The sequence below is a fragment of the Rhodoferax sp. P1_F3 genome (assembly GCF_056405715.1).
Genome location: NZ_JBFUBO010000001.1, coordinates 280,751 through 303,654 on the forward strand (window position 1 = coordinate 280,751; position 22,904 = coordinate 303,654).

Genomic DNA, 22,904 nt, shown 5'->3' on the forward strand with positions numbered 1-22,904 from the left:
TCGTTGTTATGGTTTCAATCAAAGGCGTGCCACGCCAAAGGTGTTGGCGCGCAACGTGCGCTGCTCGGCCTCTGCTGCTAACGCCAGGCACAGGCCCAGCAAGCGGCGCGTGTCGCGCGGGTCGATGATTCCGTCGTCCCACAGGCGGGCTGTGCCAAACAGGGCAGCGCTTTCCTTGTCCAGCCGCAGGCGCAGACCATCAGACATGGCCTCGAGCGCGTCCTCGTTCACCTCACTGCCCATGCGCTCCAGCTTGGCGCGATTCACAATGTCCATCACCTTGGCGGCCTGCGCGCCGCCCATCACGGCGGTGCGCGCCGTGGGCCAGCTGAAGATGAAACGCGGATCGAATCCACGCCCGCACATGCCGTAGTTGCCCGCACCGTACGAGCCACCTAGCACCACGGTGAACTTGGGCACGCGGGCATTGGCCACGGCCTGGATCATCTTGCTGCCGTGCTTGATGGCGCCGCCGCGCTCGGCCGCGGAGCCCACCATGTAGCCCGTGGTGTTCTGCAAAAAAATGAGCGGCGTGCCACTCTGGTCGCACAGCTGGATGAACTGCGCGGCCTTGGTCGAGCCCGTGGGCTGGATGGGCCCGTTGTTGCCCAATATGCCCACCAGTCGCCCCTCGATGCGGGCGTGCCCGCACATCATCTCAGGGGCGTAGCTGGCCTTGAATTCCAGAAAGTCCGAGCCATCCACCAAGCGAGCGATCACCTCACGCACGTCATAGGGCTCGCGTTCATCGGCGGGCACAATGCCCATCAGTTCCTGCTCGTCAAACAGCGGCGCAGCAAAGGGTGCGGTGGCGGGTGTGGTGTCCCAGTTCAGCTTGTCCATGAGTTCACGCGTCATGGCGATCGCATGCGCGTCGTCTTCGGTCAGGTACTCGCCGAGCCCCGTGACCTGCGCATGGGTTTCGGCGCCGCCCAGCTCGTCGTCGGTGCAGTCCTCGCCGATGGCAGCCTTCACCAGCGGCGGGCCCGCCAGGTAGATGCTGCTGCGCCCACGCACCAGCACCACGTAGTCCGACAGGCCGGGCAGGTACGCGCCGCCCGCGGTGGACGAGCCATGCACCACCGCAATCTGCGGGATGCCTGCGGCCGACATGCGCGCCTGGTTGGCAAAGCTGCGCCCGCCCTCTACAAAAATTTCGGCCTGGTACATGAGGTTGGCACCGCCGCTCTCCACCAGGTAGATGACGGGCAGCTTGTTCTCGAAAGCGATCTCCTGTGCACGCAGCGCTTTTTTGAGGCCCATGGGTGCCACCGTGCCGCCCTTCACCGCGCTATCGCTGGCGGAGACGATGCAGCGCCGCCCCGCCACCACGCCAATGCCGACGATGGAGCCGCCGCCCAACACGGCCTTCTTGCCATCGTCATCGTGCATGTTCAGGCCGGCCAAGCGGCTCAGCTCCAGGAACGGCGTGCCGCGGTCCAGCAGGCGGGCCACGCGTTCGCGCGGCAGCAGCTGGTTGCGTTTCTCGAATTTCTCGCGCTTGGATTCGGACTCGGCAATCACCAGGCCCTCCAGGCGCTGCACCTCGGCCAGCAGCTCGGCCATGCGCTGGGCGTTGGCCGCAAAGCCGGCGGCGCGGGGGTTGATCTTGGAGCGGAGAGCGGGCATGGCAACGGGTCCTTCAAACGTCTTGCGGCATTAGAGGTCATGGTGACGTTAACGTCAATCAATTGCCGTATAGGTATTTTCACTATTCTTTACGGTATGCTGCGCAGCTAACATCCAGCCCAAATCCTCCACACACCCAACAAGGAAACCCCATGTCCCTCGCATCCGCAACCGAAGCCATCCGCGCCAAAGTGGGCGCCGACAGCGGCCTCAACGCCACCCTGAAGTTCGACATGGGCGCCGACGGCGTCATCGTCATCGACGGCGCCAGCACGCCCAACTGTGTGAGCAACGACAACACCGATGTGGATTGCACCGTGGGCATCACGCTAGAGAACCTGCAGGCCCTGCTGGACGGCGACCTGGAACCCGCCACCGGTTTCATGGCCGGCAAGCTGAAGGTGAGCGGCGACATGGGCGTGGCCATGCGCCTGCAACGTGTCATTTAAGTCGGTGGCCACCGACGCAGCGGTGGCAGACGCGCAAGCGTTTGTCGCCTCCCACCGCGACGAGGGCACGGCCGAGCTGTTCGGTATCACCGAGTTGTGCCGGGAGTTCGGCATCACGCTGCGCGCGCTGCGGTTTTACGAAGACAAGGGCCTGCTCAGCCCCCGCCGTGTCAATGGTGCCCGTGTCTACACGCGGCGCGACCGTGCCCGGCTGGCGCTCATCCTGCGCGCCAAGGCCATAGGCTCACCGCTGTCGGAGATCAAGCGCTATTTGGATTTGTATGGCGACCACGGCGAAGGCCGCACCCAGCAGCTGCAGTACGTCATCGACCGCACCGACGCCGAGATTGCCGACCTAGAGAAAAAGCGCGCCCAGATTGACGCCACGCTGGCCGAGCTGCGCGTGATCAACACCAGCTGCCGCGGCCACCTGGCTGAACGCGTGCGTACCGGTAAGAATTAAACCAAACTGGCCTCTAGCCCCCGTGGAATATGCGCGAGTAGCTCCTAAAACAGGAGCAACCCGCGCAATCCACCGAGCGGCTTACTTGCCCAGCAGGCCTTTGAACAAGTCCTTGGCCTTGTCCTTCACGGCCTCCTCGGCCTTGGTCTTGATCTCCTGTTTCTTCTCTTCCACCTTGGCTTTGGTAGCGTCTTCCAGCATGGTGCCGAATTCGATCTTGTAGCTCAGCGCTTCAAAAGGACCCGTCAGGCGCACGGGCACGGTCAGGCCCTTCAGCTGGCCCAAGTCTTTGCCGCCCTGCCCTTCGCCGCTAGCCACCACCGTGGCCTTGGCCAGGTAGTTCATCTGGCCAGCGCCCACGTCAATGTCACCTGTGCCGCCCAGGCGGATGAAGGGGGACTTCATCGCCAGGTCATCGTTGTGCGCCACGCCGTTGGCAATCTTGAAGGAGCCGGTCAGCTCCGAGAAGTCGGTCTTCTGGCTCGCGTTGGCGGCCTGCGTGCTGTCGGCCTGGCCCAGTTTGGCTTTAAGGTCGCGCAGGCTTTGCGCCAGGTTGATGCCCTTGATGGCTCCGTCTTTCAGCGCCAGCGAAGCTGTGCCGCCCAACGCCTTCTTCATCGCCGTCACCGTGTCGCCGTGGGTGTTGATGTCCAGCGTCACATTGCCTTTGCCCTCCAGCAGGTCCTTGGCCACCAGGTCTTTCATCAGCGGGTTGATGCTGACGCCCACCAGGGACTGCTTGACGGCCACCGCGTTGCCATTGGCGTTGACTGACAGGCTGCCGCTGGTGCTGCCTTCGTACAGGTTCAAGGAAAGGGGAGCCACGTCCAGCTTGCCGCCGGCCAGCGCCAGCTTGGCGTTGATCTTCTCCAGCTTCAGGTTGGACACCTGCAGCGCACCGATGCGGATCGCGCCGTTCACCGTGTGGCCCTTGAGCGCACTCAGGTCGATGGGCGCCTCTTTGGCCACAGCCGCCTCTTTGGCGGCCACCGTAGTGGGCGCCGGCTTGGGTGGCAGGTATTTGTCCACGTTGAGCTTGTCCACATCCAGGTCAAACGCCAGCACCAGCGGCGCAAACTTGGCCACCTTCACGCTGGCGGCAATCTTGGATTCGTCAAACTGCGTAGCCAGCTCCAACGCGGCGGTTTGCTGCAGCGCGTCCACCTTCAGGTTGCCGTTGATGGGCAGAGTCACGCTCTTCATGGGCATGCTGGGGTGGGCCACGTCCAAGCTGCCGGTCAGCTTGGCCAGCGCCACGCTTTGCCCGGCCACGTTCACCGCCACGGGCGAACTCAGTTGGCCCTTGATGGCCGCATCGCCGGACTTTGCATCCAGCTTCAGCGCCAAGCTGGCCATCTTGAGTGCATCGGCATTGCCCTCCACGCCATTCAGCACCAGGTTCACCGTTGCATTGCGGCCTGTGCCCTGCAACGTGGCCGACAGCGTGATGGCCTCGCCACCCGACTTCTGGGGCGACAGGTTCAGCTTGGGCGCGTCCAGCGCCAGCGTAAAGGCATCCGTGCCACTCTGGCCCTTGGCCGACAGACTCAGCTTGTCCACCGCCGCCGTCTTGGCACCCGTGTCGGCCAGCACATGGCCGGTGGACAGGCTCAGGTTCGACAGCGCGGTGCTACTGCCCGCCTTCTCGTCACGCCAAGTGAGCTGGGCATTGGCGATGCGGATGCTGGAGATATCAATCTGCAGCGGCTCGGCCGGCTTGGCAGGTTCAGCGGGTTTGCCTGCTTCGGGCGCTGTGGGTTCGCCCAGCAGGTCGGCAATGTTCAGTGTGCCGTCTTTCTTCTTCACCAATGTGAGCTTCAGGCCCTCCACGTCCAGCGCACGCACCTGCACCTGCTTGCTCAGCAGCGGCATCAGCGCCACCGAAATGCGGGCCGAGTCCAGCGCGGCAAACTCGGCCTTGCTGGCGTGCTCAGACAGCGTCACGCCGTCCAGCTGAATGCCCACGTTGGGCCAGACAGAGAGCTTGGGTTGGCCCACGATCACCAGCGTGCGCTGCTTTTGCTCCAGCACCGTGCGGCTGATTTCTGCCTTGATCTTGTCGCCGTCAAACAGCACGTAGAGCACGCCCACTGCCAACACCAAAAAACCCAGCAGCGCAGCAACTGCAAACCCCACTATGCGAAGCACCTTCATGAAACTCCCTTTTTGTGTTTCTTGCCCAGAGGCCTAATCGATGCAAACCATTCTAGAGGGCCATCGTTGCAGCACCGGTCAGCGCATCAAGCCGCCAGCCGCGGGTACACCCCCGGGCGCCCGGGCCTGGACAGCACCCACTGCCACACCTGGATATCCCGTGCGCGGAAGGCACCTGCACAGCACAACAGGTAGTAGCGCCACATGCGGCGAAAGCGCTCATCCAGCTGTCCCGCAAACCGCGGCCAGGCCTGGGCAAAGTTGTGGTGCCAGGCCATGAGCGTGCGGTCGTAGTCGGCGCCAAAGTTGTGCAGGTCTTCCACCACAAAGCGGCGCTCGGCGGCACGCCCAATCTGCGCGATAGAAGGCAGCTCCCCGTTGGGGAAGATGTAGCGATGCATCCACGGGTCGGTGCCATGGCCATGCTCGTTGCGGCCTATGGTGTGCAGCAAAAACAGGCCATCGTCCGCCAGGCAGCGCTGCGCGACATCCATGTAGGTGGCGTAGTTTTTGTGGCCCACGTGCTCAAACATGCCAATGCTCACGATGCGATCGAACCGTTCGTTCAGCGTGCGGTAGTCGGCCAGTCGGAATTCGATGGGCAGACCCGCGCAGCGCTGCTGTCCCAGCGCCGCCTGCTCGGCCGAGATGGTGACGCCCACGCACTGCACGCCGTAGCGCTCGGCCGCAAACTGCATGAAGCTGCCCCAGCCGCAGCCAATGTCCAGCACGCGCATGCCCGGCGCAAGGCCCAGCTTGCGGCACACCAAGTCCAGCTTGTGCTCCTGCGCGGCGTCCAGCGTCTCTGCGCCCTGCCAGAAAGCGCAGGTGTAGGTCATTCGGCGGTCCAGCATGGCGGCGTAAAAGTCGTTGCCCAGGTCGTAGTGGGCGCGGCCCACCTCCCACGCGCGGTCTTCGGTCTGCAGGTTGAACCAGCGGGCCCGCAGGTGGTGCCAGGCCATGGCCCACGGGCGCACGCGCGATGGCAAGTTGGCGCGCAGCAGCCGGTCAAAGAACTGGTCCAGGTGGTCGCAATCCCACCAGCCGTCCATGTACGACTCGCCGAGCCCCAGGCTGCCCTGCGCCAGGATGCGCTCGGGCACGCCAGACCGGCGCAGCCGCATGTCCCAGGGGCGCTGCCCGTCCAGCTGAATATCGGCCTCGGCCAGCAGCGATTCCAGATAGTGGTGCGCCGCGCTGTGGCCTGTGCCAACTTCGCGCGGGAGACTTTGAATGCTTTGGGGTTCCATCCTTCGCTCCTCCTCTGCCAAATAGTGGAAGGAAACGCTATTGAAAAACGTGCGGTGCCGCACAGTCCAATTGATTTTGGGCTGAGAGGGATATAGGTTTTTCTAATGGACCGTCAGCAATGCTCAATGACGTCTGCAGAGCAGCGACTGTGAGTCGCGCTGATACGGCTTCGTATCCGACTAAGGAAGCGGGAAGGGCCCAGGGCAACGCTGAACAAGTAACCCAGACGGCCAAGCCCGATGACGTGAAGCGCTATTTGGGCAGATTTATGCCGTTTGGTTGTGCCCAGCAGGGCAGTTTGGCGGGTCCTTCGAGCGGGACTGCCCTTACGGGCGCACCTGCCCCAGCAAACGCCCTCGACTGAGATAGTGATTGGCCAGCGCCAATGCCGTGAACGCCCGTTGGCGTTCTTCTGCAAACCACGTAGCGCATGGGCCGTTAATTTACCGCTTGTCGCGATTACAGGGGGCCTTATTCAGCGTTGCCTTAAGCAATGTGAAAAGTAACCACCGTCGATCGCAAGATGCTGCCCAAGCTGCCCCCTATAGCTTAGCCACGTCCCATAGTGGAACTACTAGCCCGCTACAGGCTGGGTTTCGTATTTTTTACGGAGCGCATTGATGGAGCTGCGGGCCATGCGTGCCTCCACAATTTCCAACTGTGCAAGTTGGGGAACGCTACCTGTGAAGTAGACCGTACACACTTCCTTGTCAGCTTGGCTGAACGCCACCAGGCATTCCAGAGATAGATTTCCAGTTGCTGATTTCCCAATTTCCTTAATACTTGCCGTGATGAGCGTTGGTATGGGAAAGGCATAGTTACTGAATCGGGATGTGAACTGCTCAATAACCAACCCAGATTTTGGGTTTCGCCCCGAACAGTATTCAAGCTCCAATGCCGCTATAGAGGCTTGCCGACTTGCCTCTACCAATAGCATGGCACTTATATGCTGGCCTGTGACATGGTCTGCAAGCCTGTCCATGCGGTTATCCACGCAGAAATGGAACTCATATTGCAGGGGCCGAATTTTGCGTGGTACGGATATGAGCGCGTTCTCAATATGCTTCTTGTGCGTGAGATGCGGCGGGGCGAGCGTATCTTCACCCATGACGATTTCAAGCCCTCGTTGGCTCAACGCGGCCTTCAAAAATTGACGCGTGTTTTTAGTGATGCCTAGCCCCACAATAAATATCTCATCACCATCCCAAATGTGGTCGCCCTCCAGCTTTTCCATCAGTTGGGACACCGTTAAGACGTTGCTATGCTTTGCGAAGTTTGCATACTCGTCCCCGACCAAAATATAGATTGTTTCCATAGCAACGTTTTGTAGATAAGTCTTTATTGCAAGCCGTCCGCGCACTGACTCTTTGTTGCTGGAAGAAGCATTGGCCCGTCCCCGGCAAGCTCAGCCGCCAGGGGAACGCATCGGAGTAGATTTCGCAGATAACCTCTAGACACGGGCTTCTCCTTTCAATTCATGGCAATTCAGCAGGCAGCGGTGAATGTCGCTGCAAATACGTTCAAGCGCACCTACCCGATCGGGTAGGTGCGCTAGGTGCTTGCACCCGGCAAAAAATGACAGTCTTGCCTTCGGGGAATGCAATCGGGTCCGCGTGGGTCGTCCTCAAACGAGACTCTGAACGCACTTTGCGTCCATTGGTGATAGCGCCAATGGGCCACAGACCACCCGGCAGGCACACTGCCGTGCACGGCTATTGCCCCTGAATCGCTGTCGAATTTGAACGTAGAAACTGCACGAACTGGCCGAAGATTTGCTTGTACAGATCACAAGTCTGTTCACCCACAAGGTGTCCATTCTCCAGCGCTGGAAAAAGAACCAGAGAACTCACAATAAAAATGATTGAAGCCCATCGCCAGTTTTTACGCTTTGCGCAGTCGTTGTGCCAAGCGCTAACCGTTGCGCAACAAGGCAGGTCCGCTTACCTGATGCTATGCCCCGCCAATATCTTGGCGCAGGAGGGCGATGAGATTCGACTTTTGCGCCAAATGCCGCAGCCGGTTACCCATGTTTCTCCCGAGCAGACAGGGCGAATGAACCGGACAGTAGACTACCGCAGTGATTTTTATTCTCTCGGCGTTGTGCTCTATGAGAAATTGACGGGGCAACTACCTTTCGAGTCGGATGATGCGCTGGAGGTTATTCACGGGCACATTGCGCGTACGCCACTTGCTCCAGCCTCCGTCAAACATGGGGTGCCCCAAGCCCTGAGCGACATTGTCTTGAAGCTGCTGGCCAAGAACGCCGAGCGTCGCTACCAAAGCGTGAGAAGTCTGTTGGACGATTTGCATCGCTGCATGCGGGAGTTGGAGGACGGCGGAGCGCTTGCTGGATTTGCGCTTGGCGAGCATGAAATTCAAGGTCGTCTGCAAATTTCACAGGAACTGTACGGCCGCTCCAACGAGGTCGAAAAGTTGAGGCAGGCATTTGACCAAATTGCAAGCGGCAATGCGGCAATGCTGCTTATCTCGGGCGATTCCGGGGTCGGGAAATCAAGGCTGGCGAGCGAACTTCGCAAGCCCGTGCTTGCTTCGGGCGGATATTTCATCACTGGAAAATTCGATCAATTCAAGCGAAACATCCCCTACTCAGCGTTCAATGGCGCTTTCCGCAGACTGATGCAGCAGCTATTGACCGAAAGCAAAACCAAGATTGCCGACTGGAAGGCTAAGCTGCAAGACGCGCTGGGGGCCAACGGTCAAATCCTGACTGCGGCATTGCCGGAGCTGGTCCACATCATAGGCCCGCAGCCGGAAATCGAACCGTTGGGGCCAGTGGAATCCCAGAATCGCTTCGACCAAGTGGTGTGCAGCTTCGCTTCCGTCTTCCTGCGGGTGGAACACCCGCTTGTCCTGTTTCTTGACGATCTGCAATGGGCCGACCCAGCTTCCTTACGGCTCATCGAGCTTTTCATGACAAGCCTTGACAACCCCTGCCTATTGTTGGTTGGTGCATACCGTGACAACGAGGTAAGCCTCGACAGTCCGTTGATGCACACAGTTGAAGCCGTCCGAAGACTGGCTCGGGTGAGCACTATCGAGCTCGAAGCGTTGCGTGAGGAAAATGTCCATTCCTTTATAGCCGATACAACGCAGTCGACGCATGATCAAGCGGCACCATTGGCCCGATTGATTCATCGCAAGACCCACGGCAACCCGCTCTTCATCGGTCAGTTCCTGAAAAATCTCTACCACGCGCAGCAAATAAGGTTTGAGCATGGCGCGTGGGTTTGGGACGTCGCACAGATCGCGTCATTGAACATTGCCGACAATGTGGTCGACCTATTCAGCAGTGAACTGGCACGACTTCCCCCAGTCACACGAAACTTGCTCGCTGTGGCCGCCTGTATCGGAAATCGGTTCAAGCTGAAAACACTTGCGACCGTTGCAGAAATGGATGAATACACGGCACAGGCCGCTTTGCAGCCCGCAATCGGTGCCGGCTTGCTGAGCGTGCATGCCGGACAACACACCACGCAATACAACTTCCAACATGATCGCGTCCAAGAAGCCACCTATCTAGGTCTTCCCGAGGCCGAGCGCCACGCTATTCATTTGAAGGTTGGACGGTTGCTGCTTGCAAACATCCCCGTTGAGCAGCGTGAAGAACGGGTCTTCGATTACTTCACACACCTGAACGCAGGGCGAGGGCTCATCACAGACCGCAAAGACCAACTGGAACTCGCAGACCTCCATCTTGCCGCATCGCGCCGCGCAGGCGGGGCAAGGGCTTTCGACGCCGGATTGGAGCAAGCGGCAATGGCTGTTGAAGTACTGGGAAGCGGAGCTTGGACGTTGCACCATGAGCGGGCTTGGCAAGCCGGAATTCAACGTGCGGAAATGCTGGGGGGGCTTGCTGAAAATGAATCCGCCATGGACGTGATCAAAGAATTGCGCGCGCATGCACTTTCACCTGACGAGATCGTGCAGGTGACCCTGTTGAGGCTGCGAATCCACTTCCGACAAAGCCGTTTTGCAGAAGGACTGAGCGCCGGACTGGCCGAACTCGGCCAATGGGGTGTGAGTTTTCCAGACTTGGCGAATATCACCCCCACGGACACGCACCACTGGCGCACCAAGGCGCGTCGCGCCTTGGGTAGCAAGACAATGGCCGAGCTTCAGGAGCTCCCAGCCATGCGTGACCCCACCAAGACCGCTGCGTCAGAGGTCCTCGTCGCGATGTTCCCCGCCGCCTTGTTTGCAGCGCCCCACTTGTTGCCGCTAATTTTCTACAGTGCAATGTGGCTGAACTGTCGCTTCGGCTTGTCGCGATCGGCGAGTGTTGCCTTTGCTGGCTACGGATATTTGCTGTGCGCCAGCGGGCGAGACGTGGCCAAGGGCTGTGCGTTGGGTGACTGTGCGCTCAAATTGGCAAAGGGCAGCTCACCAACCATCCGGATTTGGACTGCCTTCCTGACCTCAGCCCTTATTCGACCGAATCAAGAGTCGCTCAGGCAGGCAACGGACTCAATGCGTGCTGCGAGCTTGCTCGCTGATGCATCGGGAGAAACTTTCTGGGCAGCCGTGGTGCACCTGGGATATGCCATGAAAACGTCGCTGTCAGGGGCCACGGTAAGGGAGTGCATTCCTCTTCTGGAAGCAGCCATTCGTCGCTGCAACAAGGCTGGAGCGCCTCATGTGGCGATCAACGCCGTTGTCATGCTCAAGGTCATGTCCACCTTGTCCGGCGTTTGCATGGACCATCGCCTGATTCCGCAAGGCGTCAGCTTTGACGGTTTGTTGGGGCATTTAATCAGCTCCGGAAATATCAGGGGGGCTTATTTCTACAATGTTTGCCTGGCAATGGAGCACTATCTGTTTGCCCGCTATCGGCAGGCATTGATTTGCGAGGAGGCAGCAGAGGTCCATGCGGTGATCGCCCAGGGCGCTCACTTGCGCGCGGACCACATCTATTTCACCTGTTTGACACGGCTTGCTTTGTGGTCTAAGGCTGAGCTTGTGGCGCAGCATTCGCTTGAGCCCTTGATCCGTAAACTTCGGATGTTGGCACAGCATGGGCCAATGAACTACTTGCACAAGTTGCAGTTAGTGGAAGCGGAGCGCTGTCGTGTGCTGGGTAGGAACGAGAAGGCCTCCGGCCTCTACGACTTGGCGATAGCGGGAGCCAAGGTACACGAATACCTCAACGACGAGGCGCTTGCCAACGAACTGGCGGGCAAGTTCCATCTCGGTCTGGGCAGACGGACCATCGCCCGAGCCTATCTCGAAGAATCGCGTGATCGATATGCGCAATGGGGCGCAAGCACGAAGGTCCAGCAATTGGAAGACGTCCATGCGGAATTGCTGCTACGCGCCAACACCACCAAACGCAGAGACCTTGCCATAGACGAGAAACTCACCGCGCAACGTTTGGATCTCGATACCGTGATCAAGGCTTCGCAGGCGGTATCCGGCGAAATTCGGATTGAGCGTTTGCTTGAAACGTTGATGTTGATATTGCTTAAAAGCGCCGGCGCACAAAAAGGAAGCCTGCTTTTACAAACTGGTGACGATTTACTGATTCAGGCAAAAGCGCAAGGCGACGCGATTCAAGTCTTGCAAGCCACACCGCCGCAGAACAGCGGAGACCTTAGTCTAATGGTGGTCAACTACGTCAGACATACGTGTGGATCTGTTGTATTGGCCGACGCATCCACCGACGATCGCTTCAACAGTGATCCTCAGATCATTCGCGCTCAAACAAAGTCGCTCCTGTGCATTCCTTTATTGAAGCAATCTCAGCTGATCGGTATGCTTTATCTGGAAAACAATTTGGCAGTTGGCGTTTTTACCGCTGAGCGCACTGAGTTGCTCCAGATCCTCGCCACACAAATTGCGACATCCCTGGAGAACGCAACGCTATATGCTGAATTGCAACAGGAAAACGGCGAACGTCGGCGCGCAGAAGGGTTGCTCAAGAACCATTTGGAAAGGCTTGAAGAACAGGTGGCGCAGCGCACGGCGGAATTGCTTCGCCAAAAGGGTCACCTCAACCAGACAATAGCGGAGCTGGAGTTGATCTTTGATAACGCCTCGCTCGGTATTGCCAAGATTGCGTCCACGGCGGCAGGCCGTATCGTTCGGTTTGCGAATCCGGCCCTGGAGCGCATGTTGGGCTATGGCACAGGCGAACTGAAGAACACCTTTGTACGCGACATTTACCAGGACAGGGAGGCTTATCTCGCCATTGCCGATTTGGCCTACGGCCAGTTGCTGCCTTCTGGAGATACCTATCGCGGCGAACAGACTTATAGGCGCAAGGATGGCAGCACTATTCTGGTCGCATTGGTGGGTTGCGCCCTGGACAGGCACGATTTGTCCAAGGGCGCTATATGGCTGATAGAAGACATCACCGAGCGACGCGCCGCCGAGGCTGAATTGCACAAAGCAAAGAGTGTGGCAGAGGCTGCCAATCGCGCAAAGTCAGAATTTCTAGCGGTCGCGAGTCACGAGATTCGTACGCCCATGAATGGGGTACTGGGCTTGACGCATCTGGCTCTGCGCAAGGTGGTCCATGACGAGCAGCGCGACTATCTGCTCAAGATTCAGTCCTCAGCCAACATTCTTCTGGGTGTGCTCAACGACATGCTGGACCTCTCCAAGATCGAGGCCGGCAAACTAGCTATTGAGCGAGTGGATTTTCAACTTGCAGGGGTGCTCGACAATGTGGCCAATGTTGTAGCCCTGCGCGCCTCAGAAAAACATGTACTTCTTCGCATGGAGATCGCTTCCGATGTTCCCACTCATTTGATCGGTGATCCCCTGCGCCTTGGGCAAGTGTTTCTTAACTTGGTTAACAACGCTATTACATTTACCGAACATGGTGAAGTGGCAGTCTCTATTCAAGTTGCCGACCGTCAACAACAGAGTATTGATTTGCTGTGCTCAGTGCAGGACACAGGAATCGGTTTGAGTCCCGAACATTTGAACCGCTTGTTTCAGCCTTTTACCCAGGCGGACACCTCAACTGCCCGCCGGTACGGCGGGACAGGTCTGGGGCTTGCCATCAGCCAGCGATTGGTCCATTTGATGGGGTCTGCCATCCAGGTCGAAAGCACGTTCGGTATGGGAAGTATTTTCCGCTTTACCATCCGTCTGGCACTGCCCGAAGCTGCACACGCGAAATCACCAGACAATGGGATCACACCCACTGATACGCGTGGATCACTTGCTGGCTCTCGCGTACTGCTGGCGGACGACAATGCCATCAATCGGCAGGTTCTCGTCGGATTGCTGGATGTGCTGGGAATCATGGCCGACGTCACCGAAGATGGCCAACAGGCCGTCACCAGCTTCATGGCCAACCCCGGGCGTTATAGCGCCGTATTGTTGGACCTTCAGATGCCTGTCATGGACGGACTGGAGGCAAGCAGGCAAATTCGCGTCACGGAAGGCGGCTTTCATATACCCATCATTGCCATCACGGCAGGGGTCTTGGATGACGAGCAAAATCGCTGCCTGCAAGTCGGCATCAACGATCTGATCACCAAGCCAATTGATCCCACCATCTTTCGAAATACGCTGGAACACTGGATAAAACCACATTTCTCTTCTTTGGATCGCATGCCAACCATGCTGCGGCATGACGAGTCCCGGAACGGGCAGTACCAAGATGATTTGCCCGAGCAGCTACCGCCATTCCATGTTGCGTCGGCGCTGCTCCGCATCAATGGCAACAGAGGGTTGCTGCGAAAACTGATCATCAATTTCGACCGCACATTCGCACATGCTGCATCCGACTTGCGGGAGTTTGTCAACACTGGAAGATTTGAGGCAGCAGCCCGGTATATTCACACGCTCAAAGCGATGGCGGGCACGCTCGAATCCACAACCATCTACACCACTGTATGCACGCTTGAAGCTGCGATTCAAAGCCGCCAGCTCGATACCGCGGCCGAATGGCTCTGCGCCTTGGAGACGCTATTGGCCCAAGCCTCGGCAACTGCCGCATCGCTCATGGGTCCCCGCATTGCAACCGTGGCGAGCAGCAAGTCCACACCGCATATCGACTATGGGGCCACTTCTACAGCGGCGCTTACGTTGCGCGATTCCATAGCTTCTCACAGCCTCACTTCCCGCAAACTCACACAGGACCTTATCAAATTGCTGGTTGGCACGGAATGGGCTCCCATGCTGGAGCTGGTTCTTGAGAATCTGGAGCGCCTCGATTTTCGAGCTGCCCAGCAATGCTTGGTCCAACTGGTTGACCACCTGACTGCTACCGCTCGTACGCAGCTGATCGCTATTACCCCCAAATTGTGATCAAAACAAGAATTGATACATTTTGTAATTAAATTTTATAGCTCTCGTTAGGTAAAACGCACCAATTGAATGAGAATTCCGCATCGCAGATTTGGCCCTCCGGGGCTGATGCACGGAGTCCCGTGTACAGCGCGTTGTTGACACATAAAAAGCCCAGCATGTTGGAATCGTCTGAAAGTGCAATGAATGGAACTGCGCAATTCCTGGGCGCAGCACCTGCGGACAGCCATCAGTTGAAAATTCTTGTCATTGATGACGATGCCGCCAGCATCGAAGTCATGTTTGAAGTGTTGGGCCACGAATATGAAATCCTTTGCGCAACTCACGGCGCAAAAGGCATAGAGCTCGCGATCCATGCAACGCCTGACGTCATACTGCTTGACATCCAAATGGATGATCTTGACGGTTACGAAGTCTGTGCCCGATTGAAGGCGGATCCTCGCACCGCGCATATTCCCATTATTTTCATTACTGGATTGAATTCCAGCGCCCAGGAAGTGATGGGGCTGGAAGCTGGTGCGGTCGACTTTGTGACCAAACCCATTGATGCACCGGTTGTGCGGGCACGGGTACGCACACAGATGAGAATTCGCCGAAAACAGGGGGATTCGCTGCCGTACGAGAAGGTTGCCGTAGGCACAGAAGCGCAAAGGGTTTTCGGGGGGTCGGAAATCGCATCTCCCGAATCTACTAAAAGCATTGAAAACAGCGCATTGACTGCCGAATTGACGTCACGGCAAAAAGAAGTTCTGTTATGGATGTGTGAAGGCAAGACCAATTGGGAAATCAGCAGGATTCTTGGAACGACCCAAGATACCGTGAAATACCACGCAGGACAAATATTCCTGAGACTCAACGTCTTTAGCCGAGCCCAAGCAGTTGCCAAAGTCCTCAGTTGAGGCCCCTACCCTGCTAGTTTTTAGAGCAGGGTAGGGCCTACTGGAGTGGGGCAGATTGCTGATGGTATTCAAAAGTGCTGAAAAACGTGAGCGATATTGTCACGCTCCCGTCACGTTCTTAAACGGTAAGTGGCTTAGCTACAAAGCTAAGTCCTTGAATTGAATGGTAGGCCGTGACAGACTTGAACTGTCGACCAAAGGATTATGAGTCCTCTGCTCTAACCAACTGAGCTAACGGCCCCACCGAACCGCGGATTGTACCGGGCCGCGCAGGTCTATTTGTGGTGGCTGAGCGCGTTGCTGACTAGCTTGGAAGTGATATCCACGATCTGGATCATGCGGTCGTAGGCCATGCGGGTGGGGCCGATGACGCCCAGCGTGCCTACCACCTTGCCATCCACCTCATACGGGCTGCTGACGATGGACAGGTCTTCAAACGGCACTACCTGGCTCTCGCCACCAATGAAGATGCGCACGCCTTCGGCCTGGCCGGTCACATCCAGCAGGCGCATGAGTTGCGCTTTTTGCTCAAACAGGTCAAACGCCCGGCGCAGGTGGCCCATGTCGCTGGAAAAGTCGGACACAGACAACAGGTTGCGTTCACCCGAAATCACCACCTCGTCCTGCGATTCGTTGATGGCCTCGGAGCTGGCGTGCACGGCGGCCTGCATCAGCGTGGCAATCTCGCCGCGCAGGCTGTCCACCTCGTTTTGCAGGCGCTTGCGCACCTCTTCGATCTCCAGCCCGGCGTAGTGGGTGTTCAAGAAATTGGCGCCCTCCACCAGCTGGCTTTGGGCGTAGTCCACCTCGGTGTAGATGACGCGGTTTTGCACGTCGCCATCGGGCGAGACGATGATGACCAGCAGGCGCTTTTCGGACAGGCGCAAAAACTCGATGTGCCGAAACGCCGAGGTGCGGCGCGGTGAGATGACCACGCCCACAAACTGCGACAGGTTGGACAGCAGGTTGGCCGCGTTGGAGAGCACGCGCTGCGGCTGGTCGGGCGCCAGGCTGTGCGCCTGGAACTGGCCGGGTTGCACGGTGAGCATGGTGTCCACAAACAGGCGGTAGCCGCGCGCGGTAGGAATGCGCCCGGCGGAGGTGTGGGGGCTGACGATGAGGCCCAGCTCTTCCAGGTCCGACATGACGTTGCGGATGGTGGCGGGCGAGAGTTCCAGGCCCGAGGCCTTGGACAAGGTGCGGCTGCCCACGGGCTGTCCATCGGCGATGTAGCGCTCTACCAGCGCTTTCAACAACAACTTGGAACGATCATCGAGCATCGGTCCATTCTAGTGATCTATTTAGTGTCTAATTTGCGGATGTTGTCCAAATTCCGACAGGTCGCGCTCATTGGCAAGTACCAATCCACGGGGGGCCGCGCGGTCGGCGCCTCATCGCGCGAGTCGCTGGACGAGATCGCCCATTTCCTGATGGACCAGGGCTGCGAGATCGTCATCGAGGCCAACACCGCCGCCAACACCGAGCTGACCGGCTACACCACCATGGACGTGGCTGGCATTGGCATCAGCTGTGACCTGGCGCTGGTGGTGGGCGGAGACGGCACCATGCTGGGCATAGGCCGCCAGTTGGCGCAGTACAAGGTGCCGCTGATCGGCATCAACCAGGGGCGGCTGGGCTTCATCACCGACATCCGCTTCGAGCAGTACAAAACCACCCTCTTGCCCATGCTGGCCGGCCACTACGAGCTGGACGACCGCAGCCTGATGCACGCCCGCGTGATGCGCGACGGGCACTGCGTGTTCTCGGCGCTGGCCATGAACGACGTGGTGGTGAACCGCGGCGCCACCTCCGGCATGGTGGAACTGCGCGTGGAGGTGGATGGCAACTTTGTATCCAACCAGCGGGCGGACGGCCTGATCATCGCCACGCCCACGGGCTCCACGGCCTATTCCATGTCGGCCGGCGGACCGTTGCTCCACCCCGCCATCCCCGGCTGGGTCATGGTGCCGATTGCCCCCCATACATTGTCAAATAGGCCGATAGTCCTCTCCAACACTGCGCGGATAGCTATCGAAATCGTAGCAGGGCGGGACGCCAGTGCCAACTTTGACATGCAGAGCCTGGCCAGCCTGATGCACGGCGACCGCATTGAAGTGACGCTGTCGGAGCACCGGGTGCGCTTCTTGCACCCCAAGGGCTGGACCTACTTTGACACCCTGCGCCAGAAAATGCATTGGAATGAAGGAGTGGCCTGAACCATGGCCTTGAAGCGAATCGTCCTGCGTGACTTTGTGATCGTCAGCGAACTGGAGCTGGACCTGGAGTCCGGCTTTTCAGTGCTGACCGGCGAGACCGGCGCGGGCAAGTCCATCCTCATCGACGCGCTGCAGCTGGTGACCGGCGCGCGCGCCGACACTGGCGTGATCCGCGAGGGCGCTGCCCGCACTGATGTGTCGGCCGAATTCGACACCGCCCCCGGTGTGCAGGCCATCCTAAATGAGGCCGGCTTTGAAGGCGGCGACACCCTGCTGCTGCGCCGCACGGTGGACACGCAAGGCAAAAGCCGCGCATGGGTGAACGGCAGTCCGGCGACAGCCCAGCAACTGCGCGCCATTGGCGAACAGCTGCTGGACATCCACGGCCAACACGCCTGGCAAAGCCTGACCCGCCCCGAGGCCGTGCGTGGCCTGCTAGACGCCTATGCCAAGGTGAACACCGCCACGCTGACCCAGCTGTGGGCCGCCTGGCGCCAGACCCAAGCTGCGCTGGCCCAGGCCACCGAAGCACAAGACTCTTTGCAGCGCGAGCGAGAGCGCCTGGCCTGGCAAATTGGCGAGGTGGACAAGCTGGCGCCCCAGCCCCACGAGTGGGACGAGCTCAACACCAGCCACAGCCGCCTGTCCAACGGCCAGGCCTTGCTGGACGCGGCCGAAGGCGCCGTGAACCTGCTGGAAGACGACGAAACCAGCGCCCTGCGCCCGCTGCACGCCGCACTGCAATTGCTGCAGGCCCAGGCCCACCTGGAGGCCGAATTCAAAGACCCCATGGAGGCGCTGACCTCCAGCCTGGCGCAGGTGGAAGACGCTGTGCACACACTCCGCAGCTACGCCCGCCGCACCGAGCTGGACCCCGACCGCCTGGCCGAGCTGGACCAGCGCATGTCGCTCTGGGTGAGCCTGGCACGCCGCTACAAGCGCCCGCCCGAAGAACTGGTGGACGTGCTGGCCGCGTGGAAAACCGAGTTGGCCGCGCTGGACGCCGCCGCCGACCTGGAAGGCCTGCAAGCCGCCGAACGCAAAGCAAAAGCCGCCTACCTGGCCGAGGCCAAGAGCATTTCCAAACAGCGCACCAAGGCCGCACCGTCGCTGGCCCAAAGCATCACCCAGGCCATGCAAGGCCTGGGCATGCAGGGCGGGCAGTTTCAGGTGGCACTGGAGCCGCTGGCCCAGCCGCAGCAGAGCGGGCTGGAAGACGTGCAATTTTTGGCTGCAGGCCACGCCGGCAGCACGCCGCGCCCCGTGGGCAAGGTGGCATCCGGCGGCGAGCTGTCGCGCATGGCGCTGGCCATTGCGGTCACCACCAGCCAGCTGGGCACCGCGCAAACGCTGATTTTTGACGAGGTGGATTCCGGTGTGGGCGGCGCCGTGGCCGAGACCGTGGGCCGGCTCATGCAGCAGCTGGGCACCGACCGCCAGGTATTGGCTGTGACCCATCTGCCCCAGGTGGCCGCCTGCGCGGACCACCACCTGGTGGTCTCCAAAACCCTGCAGGGCAAGGCCACACTCAGCACCGTGGCTGCCGTGCACAGCGAACAGCGCGTGGGCGAGATTGCCCGCATGCTGGGCGGCGAAAAACTCTCCAGCACCACCCTGGCCCACGCCAAGGAAATGCTGCAAGCGGGGCCGTGATGGAGATTGTGCTGATCACCGGCATGTCCGGCTCCGGGAAATCGGTGGCGCTGAATGCGCTGGAAGACGCAGGCTTTTACTGCGTAGACAACCTGCCACCCGAGCTGCTGCTGCCGTTTGTAGAGCTGGAGCAAAAGCACCAGGCCCAGCGTGTGGCCATTGCCATGGATGTGCGCAGCGCTACATCCCTGCCCCTGGTGCCGCAGCAGCTGCAGGGCCTGCGCCAGCTGGGCGTGGAGGTGAAGTCGCTGTTTCTGGACGCCACCACCGACACACTGGTGCGCCGCTATTCCGAGACACGGCGCAAGCACCCACTCTCCAAGGTGGAAGCGGCCGGGGACGAGCGCCGCGCGCTGGTCGATGCGATCGAGCTGGAGCGCGAGCTGCTGGCCGACCTGCGAGAGCAGGCCCATGTGATTGACTCCAGCATCATCCGCCCGTCTCAGTTGCAGGGCTATGTCAAAGAACTGATCGCCTCACCCGGCGGGCAACTCACGCTGGTGTTTGAGTCGTTTGCCTTCAAGCGCGGTGTGCCGACGGATGCAGACTACATGTTCGACGTGCGCATGCTGCCCAACCCGCACTACGACCCCGAGCTGAAGCACCTGACCGGGCGCGACCAGCCGGTGATCGACTTCCTGAAAGCACAGGCCGATGTGGACCTGATGCTGAACCACATCAGCCAGTTTCTGGAAAGCTGGCTGGACGCCCTGGTGCGCGACCACCGCAGCTACGTGACCGTGGCCATAGGCTGCACGGGCGGGCAGCACCGGTCTGTGTACCTGGTGGAGCAGCTGGCCAAACGCTTTGGCAGCAGCTGGAGCACGCTCAAGCGGCACCGCGAGATGGACGCGCTTTAAGCACGTCTAGGCAGGTCTCTCCAGCAGCTTGCGCACCGGCGCAGGCAAGCCCGCTGCAGCCCATTCGGCTCGCAAAAACCAGGCGCCCACTCCTAAATCCATAGCTGCTTGCGCAATGTCCACGCGGGCTGCGTGCATAAAAAGATCTTTGTGCGTGAGCACGTGGGTGAAAACCGGCAGCATCTGCAGGCCTTGGGCCGTCTGCGCTGGCAGGGCCGCACGCAAGGCGTCTTCGCTGTCAAACAGGGGGAAACACTGCAGGCCTGCCCACACACCAGGCGTAGGCCGCTTGGCCAGCCACACCGCACCATCGGCACGCTGCGCCCACAGCAGCCACAAGCTTTGGCTGCTGCGCTTGAGCTTGCGGGTGCGCACCGGGTAGCGCTCGGCGTCGCCCTGTTTCGCGGCCACGCAGTGGCTCAGCACGGGGCAGAGCAGGCAGTTGGGCTTCTTCGGACTGCACACGGTAGCGCCCAAATCCATCATGCCTTGGGTGTAGCGCGGCATGTCGGTCGCAGCCTGCTTTGCAGCGGGCAACAGGTCGGTGGCGGCATCCCACAGTTTCTTTTCGTTGGCGGCAGATGCCAGGTCGGCGTCAAAGCCCAGCACGCGGGTCACCACACGCTTCACGTTCGCATCCAGAATCGCCACGCGCTCCCCAAAGCACAGCGAGGCAATGGCCGCAGCGGTCGATCGGCCTATGCCGGGCAAGGTCGTCAGCGTGGCCGCGTCGCGCGGGAACTGGCCGCCGTGCAACTCCACCACCAGCTGCGCGCAGCGGTGCAGATTGCGCGCGCGGCTGTAGTAGCCCAGCCCGCTCCATAGGCCCATGACCTCGTCGCTGCTGGCAGCGGCCAGGTCGGCCACCGTGGGGCAGCGCTCCAGAAATTTGGCGAAGTAGCCGACGACCGTGACCACCTGCGTTTGCTGCAGCATGATCTCGGACAGCCACACGCGGTAGGGGTCTTGGGTGTTTTGCCAAGGCAGCGTGTTGCGGCCGTGTTGACGCTGCCACGCCACCACCTGCGTGGCAAAGTTGCTGGCGGCCACGCTCAGGCGATGGCGACGTCTGCAGCGGCGGCCACTGCCAACAGCTTGGCAGCGTCTTGAGCAGCAATCAGGTAGGCGGTCAGTTCGGAAAGCTTGGCGTCCAGCTGGTCCAGCGCGGTTTCCTGTTGCTCGATCTCGCCAATGCGGTCGTCCAGTCCACCGGCGGCCTGCGAGATGCGGTCGATCGCTTCGATGCGGCGGGCAAAGTTGCGGCGGCGTTCGCGCAGCTGCGCGTCCAGCTGGGCCGCGGCAGACTTGCTCCACAGCTCCACATCCGCGAGCGCGTTTTCATGCACCGAACGCAGGCGGGTGGACAGCGCGCGCACCAGCCGGTCCGAGAACTCGGGCTGGGCCAGCTTGAAGGCATTGCCCACGCCCAGGTACTGCAGGTGGTTGCGCTCAATGGTGTCCAGTTCGGCCATGAAGCGGCCCATGTCGGGCTCAGCCGGCGCCTGCAGCGAGAAGCCATATTCGCCGTTGAGCAGCTTGAAGCTGGCCACCAGCATGGACTGGATTTCGGCACACAGGGTCTGCACTTTTTGCAGGTTGCCGCGCAGGCGGTCAAAGGTGTCGCCATAGGCGCGCTTCACACCCAACTTCAGGCCCTTTTGCATCAGCGTCTCTGTCAGCTGCGCCATTTCCTTCTTCAGCGCGCCCGAACCCAGAATGCCAAACACCTCGCGCAGCAGGCGCAGATGCACCGATCGCACGGCGTGGATCTTGGCACCGCCCTGGTCAAACTCGGCCTGCTCTTGCGAGATGCGGTTGCGCATGTGCTTGATGACGGTGGCGTTCTTGCCCTGTAAACCCTTGAGTTCCATCATCTGCTCGGTCAAATCGCGCTTGCGGATGTTAATGACGCGGCCGGTCTCCAGGCGCAGACCCGTGATGCCATCGGCCATGGCCGATCCCAAAATCTTCTGGCGCTTGCCCATCATGCCGCGGCCCAGCACGTCTTCCAGCACGGGCAGGCAGCTGCGCCTGAGCAGCTCGTCGTCTTCGGTCACCTTGGCCACCAGGCCCTTTTGGGCGGAGACGGCAATCACCTTGTCTTTGGGCAGGCCCAAAATCTCGGCGGTGCTGGCCTTCTGGCGATCGATCTGGGCCTGGATTTGCGCGGGCGTGCTCAGCGCGTCCCACAGCGTGTCAATCTTGTTCAGCACCACCAGGCGCGCGTCGGGGTCGGTGGACTCGGTAATCAGGTGCTCGCGCCAGATGGCCAGATCAGACTTGGTGACGCCCGTGTCGGCGCCCAGCATGAACACCACGGCATGCGCCTGCGGAATCAGGCTCACGGTGAGCTCGGGTTCGGCACCGATGGCGTTGAGGCCAGGCGTGTCCAGAATCACCAAGCCTTGCTTGAGCAGCGGGTGGGCGATGTTGATGAGGGCGTGGCGCCACTTGGGCACTTCCACCATGCCCTGGGCATCGACCATGGGGTTGTCTTCGGGCGCCTGGTTGTGCCAGAAACCCAGAGCGCGGGCTTCATCCTGCGTGACCTTGCGGGTCTCCGCCACTTTTTCCAGGGCCTTGGCCAGTTGTTGGGGGTTATTCACATCGAGGTCGATGCGGGTCCACTTCTCGGGCGCCATGCGCCATTCCATCAGCGCTTGCGGCTGCAGGCGGGTCTCGATCGGCAGCAGGCGCAGGCAGGGCGGCACATCGGCGTCATAGCCCATCTCGGTGGGGCACATGGTGGTGCGACCCGCGCTGGCCGGCATGATGCGCCGACCATACCCTGCGAAAAACAAGGCGTTGATCATCTCGGACTTGCCGCGCGAGAACTCGGCCACGAAGGCGACCATCACCTTGTCGGAGCGCACCTGGGCTTCCAGACGGCGAAGGCGCTCTTCGACCGCGGCGTCCAGCAGCTCGTGGTCTTTCATCCACTCGGCCAGCAGTTTCAGCCGCAATGCGAACTCGCGCCGCCACGTGCCGTGCTGGTCAAACTGATCGTTAAATGAAGTAGCCAAGAGCAAGAGTCCCCCGTGAAGGGTTCA

14 protein-coding genes and 1 tRNA gene are annotated in these 22,904 nt (G+C 60.1%); 7 read left to right on the forward strand and 8 right to left on the reverse strand.

The features are described 5' to 3' along the window. Positions 1-18: 18 nt before the first annotated feature. Complete coding sequence (locus tag AC1DZ5_RS01420; RefSeq protein ID WP_477885307.1) at positions 19-1,629, reverse strand: acyl-CoA carboxylase subunit beta; 1,611 nt, start codon at positions 1,627-1,629, stop codon at positions 19-21. 152 nt (positions 1,630-1,781) lie between these two features. On the opposite strand from AC1DZ5_RS01420, the gene AC1DZ5_RS01425 reads away from it, so the two are divergent. Together AC1DZ5_RS01425 and AC1DZ5_RS01430 are read left to right on the forward strand one after the other, a co-directional pair. Then, positions 1,782-2,078, forward strand: a complete 297-nt coding sequence (locus tag AC1DZ5_RS01425; RefSeq protein ID WP_477885309.1) for an SCP2 sterol-binding domain-containing protein — start codon at positions 1,782-1,784, stop codon at positions 2,076-2,078. Beyond that, positions 2,068-2,541 (forward strand): MerR family transcriptional regulator, encoded by a 474-nt coding sequence (locus AC1DZ5_RS01430; RefSeq protein ID WP_477885312.1) that lies wholly within the window; start codon positions 2,068-2,070, stop codon positions 2,539-2,541. Before AC1DZ5_RS01425 ends, AC1DZ5_RS01430 begins: the two co-directional genes overlap by 11 nt. Before the next feature lie 81 nt (positions 2,542-2,622). Here the strand turns inward: AC1DZ5_RS01430 and AC1DZ5_RS01435 are convergent, their stop codons facing one another. The 3 genes from AC1DZ5_RS01435 to AC1DZ5_RS01445 all read right to left on the reverse strand — a co-directional run bounded on the left by AC1DZ5_RS01435 (position 2,623) and on the right by AC1DZ5_RS01445 (position 7,261). Further along, positions 2,623-4,695: an AsmA family protein gene (locus tag AC1DZ5_RS01435; protein ID WP_477885314.1), complete on the reverse strand. Its 2,073-nt coding sequence runs from the start codon at positions 4,693-4,695 to the stop codon at positions 2,623-2,625. Positions 4,696-4,781: 86 nt separating this feature from the next. Further along, complete coding sequence (gene cfa / locus AC1DZ5_RS01440) at positions 4,782-5,945, reverse strand: cyclopropane fatty acyl phospholipid synthase (protein WP_477885316.1); 1,164 nt, start codon at positions 5,943-5,945, stop codon at positions 4,782-4,784. A 575-nt stretch (positions 5,946-6,520) separates the two neighbouring features. After that, positions 6,521-7,261: an AfsA-related hotdog domain-containing protein gene (locus AC1DZ5_RS01445; protein WP_477885318.1), complete on the reverse strand. Its 741-nt coding sequence runs from the start codon at positions 7,259-7,261 to the stop codon at positions 6,521-6,523. A gap of 542 nt (positions 7,262-7,803) precedes the next feature. Between AC1DZ5_RS01445 and AC1DZ5_RS01450 the strand changes: the two genes are divergently transcribed. Continuing rightward, positions 7,804-14,226, forward strand: coding sequence for an AAA family ATPase (locus AC1DZ5_RS01450; protein ID WP_477885320.1), 6,423 nt, complete (start codon positions 7,804-7,806; stop codon positions 14,224-14,226). 158 nt (positions 14,227-14,384) lie between these two features. Then, complete coding sequence (locus tag AC1DZ5_RS01455) at positions 14,385-15,125, forward strand: response regulator (RefSeq protein ID WP_477885322.1); 741 nt, start codon at positions 14,385-14,387, stop codon at positions 15,123-15,125. Positions 15,126-15,289: 164 nt separating this feature from the next. Here AC1DZ5_RS01455 and AC1DZ5_RS01460 read toward each other — a convergent pair. Then, positions 15,290-15,366: transfer RNA gene (locus AC1DZ5_RS01460), tRNA-Ile, on the reverse strand. Positions 15,367-15,400: 34 nt separating this feature from the next. Next, entirely contained in the window at positions 15,401-16,405 is a 1,005-nt protein-coding gene (hrcA, locus tag AC1DZ5_RS01465; RefSeq protein ID WP_105261210.1) for a heat-inducible transcriptional repressor HrcA, read from the reverse strand. 39 nt (positions 16,406-16,444) lie between these two features. Here hrcA and AC1DZ5_RS01470 point away from each other — a divergent pair, with 39 nt between their 5' ends. Genes AC1DZ5_RS01470 through rapZ form a run of 3 tightly spaced genes read left to right on the forward strand, consistent with a single transcriptional unit; the run spans position 16,445 to position 19,854 of the window. Continuing rightward, the gene (locus AC1DZ5_RS01470) at positions 16,445-17,341 is read left to right on the forward strand and encodes an NAD kinase (RefSeq protein WP_477885324.1); all 897 of its coding nucleotides are present in this window, start codon (positions 16,445-16,447) and stop codon (positions 17,339-17,341) included. Between the two features lie 3 nt (positions 17,342-17,344). Next, on the forward strand, positions 17,345-18,994 hold the full coding sequence (recN, locus tag AC1DZ5_RS01475; protein WP_477885326.1) for a DNA repair protein RecN: 1,650 nt from the start codon (positions 17,345-17,347) through the stop codon (positions 18,992-18,994). Further along, positions 18,994-19,854, forward strand: coding sequence for an RNase adapter RapZ (gene rapZ, locus AC1DZ5_RS01480; protein ID WP_477885328.1), 861 nt, complete (start codon positions 18,994-18,996; stop codon positions 19,852-19,854). Before recN ends, rapZ begins: the two co-directional genes overlap by 1 nt. A 6-nt stretch (positions 19,855-19,860) precedes the next feature. Here the strand turns inward: rapZ and mutY are convergent, their stop codons facing one another. Beyond that, positions 19,861-20,910 carry an A/G-specific adenine glycosylase gene (gene mutY / locus AC1DZ5_RS01485; RefSeq protein ID WP_477885774.1) on the reverse strand — a complete coding sequence of 350 codons (1,050 nt, stop codon included), beginning with the start codon at positions 20,908-20,910 and terminating at the stop codon, positions 19,861-19,863. Then, positions 20,907-22,877, reverse strand: coding sequence for a dynamin family protein (locus tag AC1DZ5_RS01490; protein ID WP_477885329.1), 1,971 nt, complete (start codon positions 22,875-22,877; stop codon positions 20,907-20,909). The genes mutY and AC1DZ5_RS01490 overlap by 4 nt, the downstream gene beginning before the upstream one ends. Positions 22,878-22,904 lie beyond the last annotated feature (27 nt).

What these genes read in the sequence shown, in the direction of transcription:
- AC1DZ5_RS01420 (WP_477885307.1), bottom strand. Translation starts at nt 1,629, where the DNA reads ATGCCCGCTCTCCGCTCCAAGATCAACCCCCGCGCCGCCGGCTTTGCG.
- recN (WP_477885326.1), top strand. Translation starts at nt 17,345, where the DNA reads ATGGCCTTGAAGCGAATCGTCCTGCGTGACTTTGTGATCGTCAGCGAA.
- rapZ (WP_477885328.1), top strand. Translation starts at nt 18,994, where the DNA reads ATGGAGATTGTGCTGATCACCGGCATGTCCGGCTCCGGGAAATCGGTG.
- hrcA (WP_105261210.1), bottom strand. Translation starts at nt 16,405, where the DNA reads ATGCTCGATGATCGTTCCAAGTTGTTGTTGAAAGCGCTGGTAGAGCGC.
- AC1DZ5_RS01450 (WP_477885320.1), top strand. Translation starts at nt 7,804, where the DNA reads ATGATTGAAGCCCATCGCCAGTTTTTACGCTTTGCGCAGTCGTTGTGC.
- AC1DZ5_RS01445 (WP_477885318.1), bottom strand. Translation starts at nt 7,261, where the DNA reads ATGGAAACAATCTATATTTTGGTCGGGGACGAGTATGCAAACTTCGCA.
- AC1DZ5_RS01425 (WP_477885309.1), top strand. Translation starts at nt 1,782, where the DNA reads ATGTCCCTCGCATCCGCAACCGAAGCCATCCGCGCCAAAGTGGGCGCC.
- cfa (WP_477885316.1), bottom strand. Translation starts at nt 5,945, where the DNA reads ATGGAACCCCAAAGCATTCAAAGTCTCCCGCGCGAAGTTGGCACAGGC.
- AC1DZ5_RS01455 (WP_477885322.1), top strand. Translation starts at nt 14,385, where the DNA reads ATGTTGGAATCGTCTGAAAGTGCAATGAATGGAACTGCGCAATTCCTG.
- AC1DZ5_RS01470 (WP_477885324.1), top strand. Translation starts at nt 16,445, where the DNA reads ATGTTGTCCAAATTCCGACAGGTCGCGCTCATTGGCAAGTACCAATCC.
- AC1DZ5_RS01435 (WP_477885314.1), bottom strand. Translation starts at nt 4,695, where the DNA reads ATGAAGGTGCTTCGCATAGTGGGGTTTGCAGTTGCTGCGCTGCTGGGT.